Source organism: Dolichospermum sp. LEGE 00240 (assembly GCF_015207875.1).
GTDB classification, from domain to species: Bacteria; Cyanobacteriota; Cyanobacteriia; order Cyanobacteriales; family Nostocaceae; genus Dolichospermum; species Dolichospermum gracile.
Genome location: NZ_JADEVZ010000004.1, coordinates 58182 through 74427, shown reverse-complemented (window position 1 = coordinate 74427; position 16246 = coordinate 58182). Strand labels below are relative to the sequence as shown.

General features: G+C 38.7%; 13 protein-coding genes. All 13 read left to right on the top strand.

The features are described from left to right. Positions 1 to 171 precede the first annotated feature (171 nt). The 13 genes from IQ226_RS02055 to IQ226_RS01995 all read left to right on the top strand — a co-directional run bounded on the left by IQ226_RS02055 (position 172) and on the right by IQ226_RS01995 (position 16206). On the top strand, positions 172 to 1089 hold the full coding sequence (locus tag IQ226_RS02055) for a hypothetical protein (RefSeq protein ID WP_193891488.1): 918 nt from the start codon (positions 172 to 174) through the stop codon (positions 1087 to 1089). 45 nt (positions 1090 to 1134) lie between these two features. Continuing rightward, positions 1135 to 2499, top strand: a complete 1365-nt coding sequence (locus IQ226_RS02050; RefSeq protein ID WP_193891485.1) for a flippase — start codon at positions 1135 to 1137, stop codon at positions 2497 to 2499. A 39-nt stretch (positions 2500 to 2538) separates the two neighbouring features. Then, positions 2539 to 3762 carry a glycosyltransferase family 4 protein gene (locus IQ226_RS02045; RefSeq protein WP_193891482.1) on the top strand — a complete coding sequence of 408 codons (1224 nt, stop codon included), beginning with the start codon at positions 2539 to 2541 and terminating at the stop codon, positions 3760 to 3762. Between the two features lie 5 nt (positions 3763 to 3767). Continuing rightward, complete coding sequence (locus tag IQ226_RS02040) at positions 3768 to 5222, top strand: oligosaccharide repeat unit polymerase (protein WP_193891479.1); 1455 nt, start codon at positions 3768 to 3770, stop codon at positions 5220 to 5222. 4 nt (positions 5223 to 5226) lie between these two features. Next, positions 5227 to 6399, top strand: a complete 1173-nt coding sequence (locus tag IQ226_RS02035) for a glycosyltransferase (RefSeq protein ID WP_193891476.1) — start codon at positions 5227 to 5229, stop codon at positions 6397 to 6399. A gap of 51 nt (positions 6400 to 6450) precedes the next feature. Continuing rightward, positions 6451 to 7686: a glycosyltransferase family 4 protein gene (locus IQ226_RS02030; protein WP_193891473.1), complete on the top strand. Its 1236-nt coding sequence runs from the start codon at positions 6451 to 6453 to the stop codon at positions 7684 to 7686. A 10-nt stretch (positions 7687 to 7696) separates the two neighbouring features. Next, on the top strand, positions 7697 to 9658 hold the full coding sequence (gene asnB / locus IQ226_RS02025) for an asparagine synthase (glutamine-hydrolyzing) (RefSeq protein ID WP_193891470.1): 1962 nt from the start codon (positions 7697 to 7699) through the stop codon (positions 9656 to 9658). Between the two features lie 131 nt (positions 9659 to 9789). After that, positions 9790 to 11067: a nucleotide sugar dehydrogenase gene (locus tag IQ226_RS02020; RefSeq protein WP_193891466.1), complete on the top strand. Its 1278-nt coding sequence runs from the start codon at positions 9790 to 9792 to the stop codon at positions 11065 to 11067. Positions 11068 to 11078: 11 nt separating this feature from the next. Next, the gene (locus tag IQ226_RS02015; RefSeq protein WP_228039198.1) at positions 11079 to 12089 is read left to right on the top strand and encodes an NAD-dependent epimerase; all 1011 of its coding nucleotides are present in this window, start codon (positions 11079 to 11081) and stop codon (positions 12087 to 12089) included. Positions 12090 to 12141: 52 nt separating this feature from the next. Beyond that, on the top strand, positions 12142 to 13299 hold the full coding sequence (locus IQ226_RS02010) for a glycosyltransferase family 4 protein (RefSeq protein ID WP_193891464.1): 1158 nt from the start codon (positions 12142 to 12144) through the stop codon (positions 13297 to 13299). 257 nt (positions 13300 to 13556) lie between these two features. Continuing rightward, the gene (locus tag IQ226_RS02005) at positions 13557 to 14234 is read left to right on the top strand and encodes a sugar transferase (RefSeq protein WP_193891462.1); all 678 of its coding nucleotides are present in this window, start codon (positions 13557 to 13559) and stop codon (positions 14232 to 14234) included. Between the two features lie 3 nt (positions 14235 to 14237). Next, entirely contained in the window at positions 14238 to 14894 is a 657-nt protein-coding gene (locus tag IQ226_RS02000; RefSeq protein WP_193891460.1) for an acetyltransferase, read from the top strand. A gap of 184 nt (positions 14895 to 15078) precedes the next feature. After that, positions 15079 to 16206: a DUF362 domain-containing protein gene (locus IQ226_RS01995; RefSeq protein WP_193891458.1), complete on the top strand. Its 1128-nt coding sequence runs from the start codon at positions 15079 to 15081 to the stop codon at positions 16204 to 16206. Positions 16207 to 16246: the final 40 nt, after the last annotated feature.

The following is a 16246-nucleotide window of genomic DNA, read 5'->3' as shown; positions in this document are numbered from 1 at the left end:
CAAACTGTGTAAAGAAACGTAAAATCGCCCAAACCCTCTTCACTCTTGCCTTTTGGCTTGCCATAACGACAATTTTCAACGCCACTGAATGGGCGCAGGGCCTGCGACCCTACCTCCTGAAACAACTTCTTAGAATTAGAAACTGCATTAAATATTCGGAGATTAATAGATATGAATTTTGCCAAAAAACTTATCAAACAATTTGTCAAAAAGCAAGAAAATTGGTCAATTGGAATTTATGTAGGCACATCTCTTGTAGATTTTGTTGCTCCTGAAAATATAAAAAACCCAGTTTTGACTGCTCAAGATGTAAAAGATGTTCCAGCCGAATTCGTAGCAGACCCATTTATGATCAATGAAAATGGGATTTGGTATATGTTTTTTGAAGTTATGAATGCTGATGATCACAAGGGTGATATCGCCCTGGCAACTAGCATTAATGGTTTTAATTGGACCTATCAACAAATTGTAATTGATGAATATTTTCACTTATCTTATCCATACGTTTTTAAGTGGAACAATGAGTATTATCTGATTCCAGAAAGCAATGAAGTCAATTCTATTCGCCTCTATAAAGCAGTGGATTTTCCTACGAAATGGACTTTTGTTAAAGATTTAATGTCTGGTGATAAATATTCTGATGCTTCTGTTTTTTACTTTGAGGATTATTGGTGGCTTTTGACTTCAGTAAAAAGTAGCGATGTTTTATATTTATACTATGCAAATGATCTTTTAGAAACTTGGATTGAACATCCTAAAAGTCCGGTCATCAAGGGCAACAAAAATATTGCCAGACCAGGAGGTAGAGTCATAGTATCAGATGGCAAAATCGTTAGATATACTCAAGATGATGAACATTTATATGGTAATCAAGTTCGAGCATTTGAAATAACCAATCTAACAACTAGAAATTACGAAGAGAAACAAATCAGCAAAGATTCAATTATTAAAGGAAGCGGCAGGGGCTGGAATAAAATAGGAATGCATAATATAGATCCTCATAAAATTGATGAAAATAAATGGATAGCTTGTGTAGATGGTTATCAAACATCTTGGAACTTTCGTAGTCGCAAGCATAATTCTTTGTGAATCACATAATTTATAAAAAATTATCAAAAATGAGTAAAGCAGATAATGAAAATAAAAAAAATATTAGTGTGGAATTACTTGCTCACATTCAGAAAAATTGTCAAAGATTTTCATCCAGAAAATCGTCAAATTATCGGTAATACAGGTTGGCTTTTCGTGGGAAAAGTTTTCAGATTATTTATAAGTCTTTGCATGGGAACATTAGTAGCACGTTATCTCGGACCTGACAAGTTTGGTACACTTCAATATGCTTTGGCTTTTTCCAGTTTCTTTTTGCCACTATCCACTTCACAAATGGGCAAAATTGTAACCAGAGATTTAGTCCAAAAACCAGTATCTAAGGATAAGATATTAGGCACAGCTTTTCTTGTTCAAATTATTGGTGGAATCCTGGCGGCCACATTGTCAATAACGTTTATTAAGATAATATATCCCCAGTCTTCTTATATCCATCTACTAGTTGCAATTGTAGCTATTAAATTTATATTTAATTCCTTCCAGCCAATTGAAAACTGGTTTGAATCTCAAGTTAAATCCAAATTTCAAGTGTTAGCTAGTAATTTAGCTTTTGTGATCATAACGATCATAAAAATCTTCCTTATTGTATTTAAAGCACCTCTGTTCCTATTCGCTAGTATTATTAGTTTAGAAACAATAATTTATGCAACTGGATTAATATTTTATTATCAACTAGATCATCAAAATATTAGAAATTGGAGAACTGATTTTCAATCAATGAAAGATTTGATCCGAGAGGCATATCCTCAATTTCTATCAACCACTGCTATTTTAATTTATGCCTCACTTGATCAGGTGATGTTAGGAAGTATGGTTGGTCATAGTTCAATTGGAATTTATTCTAGCGCAGTGATTCTCTGCGAATCTTTGTCTTTTTTACCCCTTATAATTAGTTCTTCATTATATCCAAGTATGATTAAGGCTCAAAGCCTTAGCAAATCTACATACAGAAAGAAGCTACAGAAAATTTATGATTTCACTAGTCTTCTCGCCTATGCTATTATAATTTTAATAGTTCCCTTGTCAGGCTTTTTAATAAAGCTACTGTATGGAGATAATTATCAACTGGCTAGTCCTATTCTTTCTATTTATATATTTACTTCTCTATTTACATTTCAAGGAGAAGTGATGAGCAATTGGATAGTGACAGAGGGACTGCAACATTTGAATTTATACGCAAAACTAATAGGATTAGCGGCAAATATTATGCTCAATCTATTACTCATACCTATGCACCAAGGAATTGGAGCAGCAATTGCAACTCTGGTATCTGCTTCGCTTGCTAACTATTTCTGCTTTCTTTTTTGGAAAAAAACTAGAGAAAACGCGATACTGACAACTAAGGCTTTATTCCTACCGCTGAGATTGCTAACTTTACTCAAACGTAACTAAAGAATTTATAAACAAGATAAATTAGGAGGCATGATGAAAATGAAGATATTATTAGTTTCTGGTGTATATCCCCCTAAAATAGGCGGTCCATCAGCGCAAACCCAACATATTGCACGTAACTTGATATCTAGAAATATTGATGTACATATTATTACTTATGGTGATCCAAATTCTAGTGGAATAATTGATGGAATACCCATAAGCTTTATTGATGAAACTTCACGTCGGAGTTGGCTAGATAAAATAGTGCGTAATGCCCGAATTTATTATGAGATAAATCGTATTATTGGCGAGTTTAAGCCAACTGTTTTACATATGCAAACTATGAGTTTCAATTTAACGATAATGGCTGGTATTATTGCTCGGTTTCATCGAATTCCATCAATTGTAAAGTATAGTTCAGACTTAGTTTGGGATATAATTAATCAGGATAAAATGATTAACATTTCTGCGAAGAATCTACCTCAACAGTTATATACTTTTGTACTGGAGTTACTCCAAAGGTTTTTATTCTCAGTTTATGATTGCATTTGGGCGACTACACCACTTTATCAAAAACGCCTTGGGCAGCATTTTTCCGTTTCTAATAATAAGATATTACTCCTGGCAAATTTTACTAAATTGCAACCTTTTGAAGCAATTGCCGCAGCCCGTAAATCTGCGAATTGTCAACAAAGAGTCATTGAATCTATCTCTCACCTAAAACCAATTACCTTACTCACAATTGCTCGTTTAATTCCCTTGAAAGGAATTGAAATTTGCCTTGAGGCAATTTCCCATCTGCTCGATCTTCCAGTTAGTCTTCGCATTATTGGTAGTGGATCTCCTGATTATGAGTTGTTTTTACGAGATATGGCAGAACGGCTTGGTGTTAGTAACCGGGTTGAGTTTGCTGGTGCAGTATCACCCACTCATATTCCTGGAGAATACCAGAGTGCAGATATATTTATCTTAGCCAGTTATTACGAAGCTTTTGCTACTGTTCTTATAGAAGCAATGGCTGCTGGTCTTCCTATCATTGCTTCTAATGTGGGTGGAATCCCAACCGTTGTGGAAAATGAAGTTTCTGGTAAACTCGTACCTGCTGGAGATGCACTCAGTCTGGCAATGGCAATACGTTTTCTGGTTGTCAATGAGGAAGAGCGCCATGCTATGGCAATTGCAGCTAGGACACGAGCAAAGGCATTTGATTGGGATATGGGTGTAGATAAACTCATTGAAACTTACAAACAGCTTTGTCCTGAGCAGAAAATAAATGAGTGAGAAAAATGAATAATTCCCAACTAACAAAATTAAAACCTGACAGTCATAGATACAATAATGAATCACCCTTTGTTCCTATGCACTGGACTCACCGAATTTTAGTAATTGCCATCATTGTTATTTATTTACTCTTTGTAGTTATTCAAGTATATTTGAATCCAAAGTCTACAGTTGCCTTACAATGGGTCAATTTAGGATTGGTAGTAAATTTTTTACTTCTACTCATACCTATTATTTTTTATCAACCTTCCTATGGATGGTTTCATCCTTTAATATTCAATATTGTTCTAACTCTGATCCATGAAATACGTAAGACTCCTATTTATATAAATGGACTTGAAGCACATATAGCTCTACCGAATTGGAATAGCGAAAGTTTAACTTTCTTATTCGCTGATAACATATTTCTTAGTATAGTTGGTCTAGTTAGTTACTATTGTGGTTTCTTCTTCTCTCTGAGATTTGGTAATTTACAATTAACCTTTTTGCCACCTCGTCATCTAAAACTGAAAGTTTTGTGTGTAGTAATTTTCTCTATCGTAGCCTGTGCAGCTTATATGCAAATTCAAGGTGGAATTGCTGCACACATCCTTTCTTGGGGACAAGGACGACGGGCAACACTAGCGGGTCAATTCTACTGGCAACTCTTGATTCAATTTGGTGCTATTGCCTGCTTGATATGGTTAGCAAAAGATCCTCAAGCTCATCTGCAAGGACTATTCTGGATATGTTCAGTCAGTTCACTTGTGATTAATTTTTTAAGTGGAGGCTCTCGTTCAAGTATTATTTATTTCATCATTTTTGGGTTGATGGTGGCGATGATCCGCGATCGCAAAGTTGCCTTCACTCAAATCCTAACTTTTGCTGTAATCGGATTGTTTCTACTAGGTATATTAGGGGATTTCAGAAACAGTACCTGGAGTGGGGAAATCAACTGGGATAAATTAAATCAACCCTCTTCAACAGAGGCGATTTTCGGCTTGGCAACAGATGAATTAGGATCACGAAGTGGAGATGGCAGCGGTGAAATTCCCATTTTAGCTTTAGTACCTAATCAGGTTGATTTTCTCTATGGTAGCTCTTATTTAGCTGCCCTAACAATCCTGATTCCCCGGGGACTTTGGCCAGGGAAGCCTGGATTGGTAGATGGTGTTGTTGGCAATACATTTTTTGATTTAGATATAGGTATTCCCATTGAACCTACTCTTGAAGCCTATTGGAATTTTGGTGTTCCTGGTGTATTTATAGTTTTCTTTGCATTTGGCCTTTTCCATAAATGGCTAGTTTGGACTTTCCGCAATTATACCACTCAAACTTCAATGATAGTTCCCTATGTAATCACCCTCTATCTAATCGAACCATCGGGGCCGGGAATAATCCGTGGGATGATTTCCCTCACTTCATCTGTAATACTTCTCCGTGCATTTGGACTGTTGTCATTTCGAGCAGAAAGTAGATAAAAACATGAACCAATCACAAAGTAAATTTGATCATCGAATACATATACTATTCTTTGTTCCCACCCTTGGTGGTGGTGGTGCAGAGATGCATTTATTACGAATCATCAATCACCTTGATTCTCAAAAGTTTCGTTTTTCTCTAGCTTTATCCCGGTCTGGTGGTTCTTATGAATCTGACTTACCTAAGTATGTTAAATTGCATTTTTTAAATACAGGAAAAACTAACTCCAGCGTCATCCGCAACATTCGCTCAATAGCTCCACTTCGCCAACTTATCCAAGCTGAAAAGCCTAATATTCTCTGCTCAATTATGGATCACGCCAATGTCGTCGCCCTTTTAGCTGCTAGTGATCTGCCGACTCGTCCAAAAGTTATTCTTTGTGTTCAGAATCCTCCCACTGTTGAGCATCAACCCTATTGGCATATCACTAACTTGCTGACGTTATCACTAATTCCCAGACTTTATCCACAAGCTGATCAGATAATTGCCCTTTCTCAAGGTGTAGCAGAGGATTTAATGACCCTGTGTCCTCATATTAGCAATCAATTAGATGTAATTTATAACGCTGGCTGGGATAGTAGGGTCTTGAGTGGTGCAAAAGAGTCTATCCATCAGGAGGAGTTACCCGCAAATGTGCCGCTAATTGTCGCCTGTGGACGACTGACTGATCAAAAAGGTTTTCCCTATTTGATTGATGCTTTAGCACAGGTGCGGCAAGTCATCCCAGTACATTTGTGGATTATTGGGGAAGGGAAACAGCGCGGGATCCTAGAAAAACAAATTCAGCAACTAGGATTAAATGATTGTGTCCGATTACTAGGCTTTCAAAGTAACCCATATAAATATATGGCAGCGGCAGATATTTTTGTGCTGTCATCTCTCTATGAAGGTTTTGGAAATGTGATTGTAGAAGCTATGGCCTGTGGCACTCCCGTGATTGCGACAGATTGTCCCTATGGTCCAGGGGAAATTATTGAAAATGGTGTCAATGGTATTCTTGTACCTCCGGCCAATGTGGAAGCTATAGCAGAAGCTGTTATTAGATTGCTAACAACAGATTCAGAATTAAAGCTGAAATTTTCTGAAAACGGAAAAAGCCGCTCTCAACAGTTTCATGCTCAGGTGATTGCGTCTACTTACGAGAAAATGTTTTTACGTAATTCTTGTATGAATTAAGAATTGACACTTCCAGCCCGCTTTGTGCTTTTCTACTTACCACATATCCTTATGAAAGTTGTCGTTGCACTTGAACATCGTTTTGATCGGACACCAGATGGGATTGTCTGGACACATACTCAGTTTCCACATTCATTTTGGCAGAGGTATCTAGAGGTTTTTGATCATGTGCGGGTGGTTGCCCGTGTTCAGGATGTCCCGTCAGTGCCGTCTGATTGGAAAGAGGCTAATGGCGATAGCGAAGCGCTCCGCAGGAATCGCATTTCTTTTGCGGCTATTCCCTATTACATTGGACCGATGCAGTATTTATGGCGATCGATCATGGTAAAACGTGCCGCCCAACAAGCTGTAAATACGGAAGATGCCGTAATTTTGAGGGTAAGTTCGACCATTGCTTCCTGTATTGAACCTAAACTACGGGCTACGAATCATCCCTACGGTCTAGAAGTGGTTGGTGATCCCTATGATGTCTTTGCGCCCGGTTCTATTAAACACCCTTTGCGTCCGTATTTCCGCTGGCGATCTCCTCAGATATTGCGGCGACAATGTGCTAGAGCTTGTGGTGCAGCCTATGTCACCGAGTTTGCTCTCCAAAAGCGGTATCCACCAGGAAAAGATGCTTTTTCCACACATTACTCAAGTATAGAGTTATCTCATGAGGCTTTTGTATCCGTTCCGCGCTTACCTAAACAGGAAAGTCAGATTTTCACTATCATCTTTGTCGGGACATTAGCACAACTTTATAAAGCACCAGATGTCTTAATTGATGCTGTCGCCAATTGTGTACAGCAGGGACTGAAACTGAAATTAGTTGTTGTTGGAGATGGTAAGCATCGAGAAGAATTGGCAATGCGAGCAGTGAAATTAAATTTAGGAGATTATGTAAATTTTCGGGGTCAGTTATCCGCAGGAAAAGCTGTGCGGGATGAATTGGATCAGGCGGATTTGTTTATCCTCGCATCTTATCAAGAAGGTTTACCCAGAGCAATGATCGAGGCAATGGCACGGGCATTACCATGTATTGGTTCTACAGTGGGGGGCATTCCTGAACTACTAGCACCAGAGGATATAGTGCCACCTGGTGATGTTGCTGCTTTGTCCGCCAAAATTCGGGAAGTTGTGACTAACCCAGAACGCATGGCTCGAATGTCAGCCCGTAACCTAGAGAAAGCCAAAGAATACACAAATGAAATACTTCGGGAAAGGCAAATTGCCTTCTACAATTATGTACGAAAAAGTACGCAAGATTGGCTGAATGCACAAAAAGAAGTAAAAAGCATTAACTAAAACAATATTTATGTGTGGAATCACTGGTTTTTGGGATATATCTCGACAAATTAGCACAGATTATCTACCAGTAATTGTGCAGCAAATGTCAAAGTCATTAATTCATCGTGGTCCAGATGATGGTGGCAGTTGGGTTGATGGAGAGGTCGGTATTGCTTTAGGACATCGGCGACTATCCATAGTAGACCTTTCACCGCAAGGACATCAACCGATGATATCTAGCAATGGTCGGTATGTAATTGTTTTCAATGGTGAAGTTTATAATTTTCCCGAATTAAGAAAGCAGTTACAAAGTCTTGGATATAGCTTTTGCAGTCATTCTGACACAGAGGTAATGTTATCAGCCATCTGTGAATGGGGAGTTTTAGAAGCAACCAAGCGGTTCAATGGGATGTTTGCTTTTGCTGTATGGGATTCTCAAGAACGGGTTTTACATTTGGGACGCGATCGCATCGGTGAAAAGCCACTATATTATGGTTGGTGCGGTCATACTTTTATATTTGCCTCAGAATTAAAAGCTTTTAAAGTCCATCCTGATTTTCAACCCGAAATCAACCGTGATGCCTTGGCTTTATTCCTCCGGTTTTCTTATATTCCTGCACCTTATTCCATCTATCAAGGCATCTATAAATTACCACCCGCAACTCTTCTAAGTTGGAATGGAACGACAATTCACCCCCAGCCAGTACCCTATTGGTCTGCCAAAATTGCCGCAGAATCAGGTGTTGCTTATCCCTTCACAGGGTCAGAAAATGAAGCTATAGTACATTTAGAGGAGCTACTAAAGGATGCCATAAAAATGCGAATGCTGGCAGATGTTCCTTTAGGTGCTTTTCTATCCGGTGGGATAGACTCTTCGACAATTGTGGCTTTGATGCAGTCTCAAAGTCAGCAACCCGTGAAAACTTTCAGCATCGGTTTTCACGAACAAGACTATAACGAAGCTGAATATGCTAAGTCTGTGGCACAGCACTTGGGTACAGACCATAGGGAACTTTATGTTACCTCAGATGAAGCTATGGCAGTAATTCCCAAACTACCAAGTTTATATGACGAGCCATTTTCCGATCCTTCCCAAGTTCCCACATTCTTAATATCTCAACTTGCCAGAAATCATGTCACCGTCAGTCTTTCTGGTGATGGGGGTGATGAATTATTTGCTGGATATAAGCGCTATTTTTTGGCAAGTAGTATCTGGCAGAAGATCGGCTGGATACCGCAAACAGTTCGTCATTCTACAGCCAAAGCTTTAACCAGTGTTTCTGCCCAGACTTGGAATCGAGGTTTTGAGCCGATAAATACCATATTGCCAGCAAAATTGAATTTTGGCGATAAATTACATAAGTTAGCCAGCATTTTAGCAGTTTCCCACCCCGATACTATGTATGCGGATTTGGTATCCCCTTTGCAAGAACCAGAGAAAGTTGTGATTGATAGTTCCCAACTCAGCACAGTTTTTAGTGATGGCAATTTGTGGGCAAGTTTACCGAATTTCACAGAACGCATGATGTACTTGGATTTAATTAGCTACTTGCCAGGTGATATCTTAGTGAAAGTAGATCGTGCCACTATGGGTGTGAGTCTTGAAGGTCGCATACCTTTTTTAGATCATCGGGTTGTGGAATTTGCTTGGCAAATCCCCCTATCCATGAAAATACGTGGTAATCAAGGTAAATGGTTGTTACGACAGGTTTTATATAAGTACGTACCCAAGGAATTAATTGAGCGGCCAAAAATGGGTTTTGGTATTCCGATTGGTGCATGGTTGCGTGGACCCCTACGAGATTATGCAGAAGATTTACTGGATGAGTCTCGATTGCGAAGAGAAGGGTATTTTCATCCTCAACCAATTCGGCAAAAGTGGGATGAACACCAAAATGGCGATCGCAATTGGCAACATCATCTCTGGGTTATACTCATGTTCCAAGCTTGGTTAGCTGAAGAGTCAGGAGGAAGAATTAGAGCAAAGTAGGAATAGTCTCAAATCGGAGAAAGTGATAGGTAAATAAACGGTTTCAACCGCCACGCCAAGCTCTAAATAACCAGTATTTACACTTATTAAACAAGCAAAAATTTTTCAAATTCCCTGAAGGAAATAGAAACATGAATCAGATCGCAGTCATTGGTCTTGGCTACGTTGGTTTACCTGTGGCTTTAGCAATGGCCAAAAAATTTCCCAATACAGTTGGGTTTGATATTAATCAAGAAAAAATTGCCTCCTTAAATCAAGGACTAGATTTCACAGGCGAAGTTACCAGTGAAGAACTCAAAAATACATCTTTAAAAATTACTTGTGAGCTAATTGATTTAGCTGATTGTAACTTCTTTATTGTCGCCGTCCCTACGCCAATTGACAATAACCGTGTTCCTGATTTGACTCCACTGATTAAAGCCTCAGAAACCATCGGTAAAGTCCTCAAAAAAGGTGATGTCGTCGTTTATGAATCCACCGTTTATCCAGGAGTCACAGAAGAAGTGTGTGGTGCTGTTCTAGCGCGGGTATCTGATTTACAACAGGGCGTTGATTTCAAATTAGGCTATTCACCGGAACGAATTAACCCAGGTGATAAAACTCATACCTTAGAAAAAATTGTTAAAGTTGTCGCAGGTGAAGACCCGGAAACATTGGCACAAATCGCTAATGTATATGCTGCTGTTGTTGACGCTGGTATTTACCGCGCTCAATCAATTAAAGTAGCTGAAGCGGCCAAAGTCATTGAAAATACCCAACGGGATCTTAACATTGCCTTGATGAATGAACTAGCAATAATTTGCGATCGCCTGAATATTCGCACCCGTGATGTCTTAGCTGCTGCGGGGACAAAGTGGAATTTTTTACCTTTCACTCCAGGTCTTGTGGGGGGTCACTGCATCGGTGTAGACCCTTACTATCTCACAGCCAAAGCCCAACAAGTTGGCTATTATCCCCAGGTGATTCTCGCCGGTAGACGGATTAATGATAACATGGGTCAATTCTTGGGGAGTCGGTTGGTGAAACTGCTGGTAGAAGCCAATGTGACAATCAAAAAGGCGCGAGTGGGGATTTTGGGACTTACCTTTAAAGAAAATGTCCCAGATTTAAGAAATAGTCGCATTCCCGATATCATTCATGAATTGCGACAATTTGGGATTGACCCCCTAGTCCATGACTCTTTAGCCGAAAATAGTCATGCAGTCCATGAATATGGGATTCAATTATCTGACTGGAAAGAACTTACATATCTTGATGCCTTAATTTTAGCAGTTCCCCATCAGGAATATTTAGAAATGTCAGCAGAGAGACTATTTGCTCATATTCGTCCAGGGGGAATCTTCATGGATATCAAATCAATATTTGAACCTGGGGATGTACCAGCAAATATTAATTATTGGAGTTTATAAAAGGTGAAGTTATGGCGAAAATTTTAGTTACAGGTGCGGCTGGTTTTATTGGTTTTCACCTCAGTCAACGCTTACTAGAAAGAGGTGATCAAGTTGTAGGTTTAGATAACCTTAACCATTACTACGATGTTACCTTAAAAAAAGACAGATTAGAGCAACTTTTACCAAACCCCAATTTTAGCTTTCATTTATTAGATTTAGCAGATAGAGAAGGCATCCCCAAATTATTTGCTCAATCTAGTTTTGATAAAGTCGTCAATTTAGCAGCCCAAGCCGGAGTCCGTTATTCCTTAAAAAATCCCCATGCCTATGTAGATAGTAATTTAGTGGGATTTGTGAATATTCTCGAAGGTTGTCGCCATACCAACGTTCAACATTTAGTATTTGCTTCTTCTAGTTCAGTTTACGGTGCAAATACAAAAATTCCCTTCTCCGTTCACGACAATGTAGATCATCCCGTGAGTTTGTACGCAGCTACCAAAAAAGCTAACGAATTAATGGCACATACCTACAGTAGTTTGTATGGCTTACCAGTTTCAGGATTGCGATTTTTTACAGTTTATGGTCCTTGGGGTCGCCCTGATATGGCATTGTTTCTCTTCACCAAAGCAATTTTAGCAGGACAACCAATTGATGTTTTCAATTATGGGAAAATGAGGCGGGATTTTACCTATATTGATGACATTGTGGAAGGTGTAATTCGTGTTGTTGATCAAGTAGCTGCATCAAATCCTCATTGGTCAGGAAATGCCCCAGATCCCGCCACAAGTTATGCCCCATACAAAAATTACAATATCGGTAATAATCAACCAGTGGAATTAATGCACTTTATCGAAACCTTAGAAAGTTGTTTGGGAATGAAAGCAGAGAAAAATTTGCTTCCCATGCAAGCTGGTGATGTACCAGCAACCTATGCCGATGTTGATGCCTTAGTAACAGATGTGGGTTTTAAACCCAATACCTCAATTGAGGAGGGAATCGAGCGATTTGTGAAATGGTATCGCTCATATTACCAAGTTTAAAAAATCCTCTTTTCTATAAATTCTCATAATAGCAAAGACCATAGATCAAAATATGAAAATCTTGCATATTTGTGCAATTGGTGGTACAGCGAAGATACTTTTACTACCTCAGATAAAATATTTGTTGTCACAAAAATTTGAGGTTGGCATAGCCTGTTCTCCAGGAAAGGAAGTAGAAGAGTTACAAACAAATGGATACCAAATACATCCCGTAAATATTGATCGCAAGATATCGTTATTTTCCAGCTTAAAAAGTATTTATCACTTGACAAAAATTATTCAGCAAAATCAATATGATCTCGTCCATGTCCATACACCAATTGCTGCTGTTTTAGGACGAATCGCCGCTAAAATTGCCGGGGTTAAACGCATTGTTTACACTTCCCACGGGCTGCCCTTTCATGATTTATCAACTCCTACCCAGTATTACTTTTACTTTCTAGTTGAAAAGCTGACTGCTTTAATCACTGATTTAATTCTTAGCCAAAATTATGAAGATATTAGCACTGCTAAAAAACTCGGTCTTTGTCCACCTAAAAAACTGGCTTATTTAGGTAACGGTGTAGATATTGATCGTTTCCACCGTGAGCGACTCAATCCCATTCATCAGAGTGAATTAAGGCAATCTTTAGGTATTCCAGAAACAGCAAATTTAATTGTTGGCACAATTGGGCGTTTAACTCGCAAAAAAGGTAGTGGATACCTGATAGAAGCTACTGCTAAATTAGTGGATAAATTTCCTAATTTACATATTCTGATAATTGGTGGTCAACTTAGTTCAGATCCTGAACCTTTCCAAACAGAACTAATGGCAAAAATTAGCAATCTGGGAATTGAGAACCACGTTACACTCACAGGTGACCGCCAAGATATACCAGAAGTTTTAGGTCTTTTAGATGTCTTTACTTTACCTACTTTTACTCATGAAGGATTACCCCGATCTATTTTAGAAGCGATGGCGATGGGTTTACCAGTTGTGACTACAGATATTCGGGGATGTCGAGAAGCAGTATTACAGGAAAAAACAGGTTTAATTGTGCCTTCTCAAGATAGTGATAGATTAGCCGAGGCATTGGCAATTATGTTATCTAATCCCGAATTGCGGGAAGCCTATGGTAATCAAGGACGGAGAAGAGTAACAACCGAATATAATGAAGATTTTGTATTTGAAAGACTGACGAAATACTATCAAGAATTAGGCATTAACTGATTGTCGAACTAATGATAACCGGGGATTTTGTTGATAATTCAGTTTTTAGTTCAAGACTGATATTACTGGCTAAGAAGCAGTGCCAATCTGACTAGATTACTTCAATAAATCTGTTTATCATTGCTAATAATTAGCAAGCTATAGAACCGATATGCCGAGATTAAGTAACATCTCTGGATTAAATTTGCCTGAAAAGTTCTCATTAATTAGGTTTAGGTTTTGAGCGATTTTAATTACTTTAAATCAAAGGTTTATCCATGATGACTGAAAACTTTCAGAAACATCATCTAATTAGCAGATTAATTAAGTCTGGATTAGATAAAATTATGGCAATTATCGCCTTAATTATTCTTTCTCCCTTAATGCTAGTAATTGCGATCGCTATTTATTTACGGATGGGGCAGCCAATTTTATTTATCCAACCCCGTCCAGGTAAAGATGCGCGAATTTTCAACTTTTATAAATTCCGCACTATGACTAATGAGAAAGATGAAAAAGGTAACTTATTACCTGATGAAAAACGTCTGACATCTTTCGGTCAATTTCTCCGAAAAACTAGTTTGGATGAACTTCCCCAACTGTGGAATATTGCTAAAGGAGAGATGAGTTTTGTCGGTCCACGTCCATTGTTAGTTAAATATCTTGACCTTTATACCCCAGAACAAGCCAGACGGCAAGAAGTCAAACCAGGGATTACAGGTTTAGCTCAAGTTCGCGGTCGAAATTCTCTGAGTTGGGAAGAAAAATTTAACCTAGATATTTTCTATATCAACAATTGGAGTTTATTGCTAGACTTACAAATAATTTTCCTCACTGTTGGTACAGTCATTAAAAAACAAGGAATCAGTCAAGATAATCATGCAACGATGGAAGAATTTATGGGAGATTCAAGCATCTATAACTATCGGCAAAAACAAGATATGATTGGAGAATAAATTATGGCTAAAGTGGTTATTTTCGGAACTAGTGAAATTGCAGAAATAGCTCACTTTTATCTCAATTGTGATTCTGAACATGAGGTGGTTGGCTTTACTGTTGATCAAGCCCATCTAGAAACAGAGAGTTTTTATAATTTACCGGTTGTCCCTTATGAAAGACTAGAAAATTATTATTCACCTGATGAATATAAATTATTTATTGCCATTAGTTACCAACAAGTGAATAAATTACGGGCAGAAAAATATTTAAATGCCAAAAACAGAGGATATAGCTTTATCTCCTATATTAGTTCTGGGGCATTTTATTATGGTAAATCAGTGGGAGAAAACTGCTTTATCATGGAAAATAATGTTATTCAACCTTTTGCTTCTATTGGTAACAACTGTCTACTTTTGGGCGTAAATTCTATCGCGCACCACTGTGTAATTAACGATCATTGTTTCCTAACTTCTAATGTTGCTCTTGGTGGTGGATCAAATATAGGAGAATATACTTTTCTTGGTTTGAATACTACGATCAGAAATTACATCAACATTGGCAAAGAAAATATTATTGGGGCCGGATCAATTATTCTCAGTGATACAGAAGACAGGGCTGTTTATTCCCCAGGAGAAACCCCAAAATTTGCAGTACCCAGCGACTTAGTACGTATTTGAAAAAGATTGATATTTCTGTTATCAACTCTTATATAAGTAGGTGAACCGAAAAATTTAAAGGTATGTGAAGAAAAGTAAAATTGCCCAAAACTCTCTTCCTGTTCCCAGTTAAGAGTTCCCTGCCTTCACAGGCAACTTATTCAGCAAACCCTATATAAACACATTCCCTTAATTAAGTTGTGTTATGCGGACTAAATCTTCTCACCCCAAGCACACAAGGCGAAATATTCTCCGAGTAGCTGGACTTTTTGCGGGAGCAGCAATTGTTCCTCCTATTCTTCACAGTCTCAAAACCCTGGGTGTTTCCCCCGCATCCCTTCTTCATACCCTGAGAACATCTAGATATATTCTGGATGCTGCTAATGCCAAGAACCTTCAGGCAATGAACGTATTACCATTACCCAAACCTACTGGGATCAGCAAAGTTGCATTGGTTCACACTGAAGATCGGGTATCGGGAACTCAACGAATACTTGATTTGTTGCAGCCAGGGGGGATGGAGGGAAAAAGCATTTTTCTGAAGCCTAACTATAATACTGCCGATCCATCTCCAGCATCAACAGATACAAAATTGTTAGCAACTTTGGTGGAAAAACTGCAAAAAGCTGGAGTAGGGCAAATTACCATAGGCGATCGCTCAGGAATGGCTCAAACCCGCGCCGCTATGCAGCTAAAGGGAGTATTTCAACTTGCAGATCGCTATGGGGTGGAAGTAATTGTTTTTGATGAAATGTCTACTGAACAATGGCAATACTTTTCCCCATCGGGAACTCACTGGCAACAAGGTTTCGCTTTTGCGCGACCAATTCTCCAAGCAGGTGCAGTGATTAATACCTGTTGTCTGAAAACTCATCAAGGAGCGCGCTATACACTGTCATTGAAAAATACTGTGGGTATGGTAGCTAAGTATGTTCCGGGTGATCCATTTAACTATATGGGTGACTTGCATAGTTCACCGTATATGCAGCAAATGATCGCAGAAATTAATGCAGTTTATCGGCCTAGTTTGGTGTTAATAGATGGTGTGGAAGCCTTTGTGTCAGGGGGACCAGATGCTGGCAAGAAAGTGGCGGCAAACGTCATGCTGGCAAGTACAGATCCCATAGCTATTGATGTCATTGGTTTGGCAATGTTGCGTTCACTGGGAACAACAAATGAGGTGACGCAAGGATCTATTTGGAAATTAGAACAGATTCGCACAGCAGTGGCATTGGGTTTGGGAGCATCTAGTCCAGAACAAATTGAATTAATTACTGCTGATCGCACCAGTCAAAAAATTGCGGATCAGATTCGTCCATACATACTGGGATGAGAATGTATGATTTCACCTGAGTTCGACATGAGAGAATTCT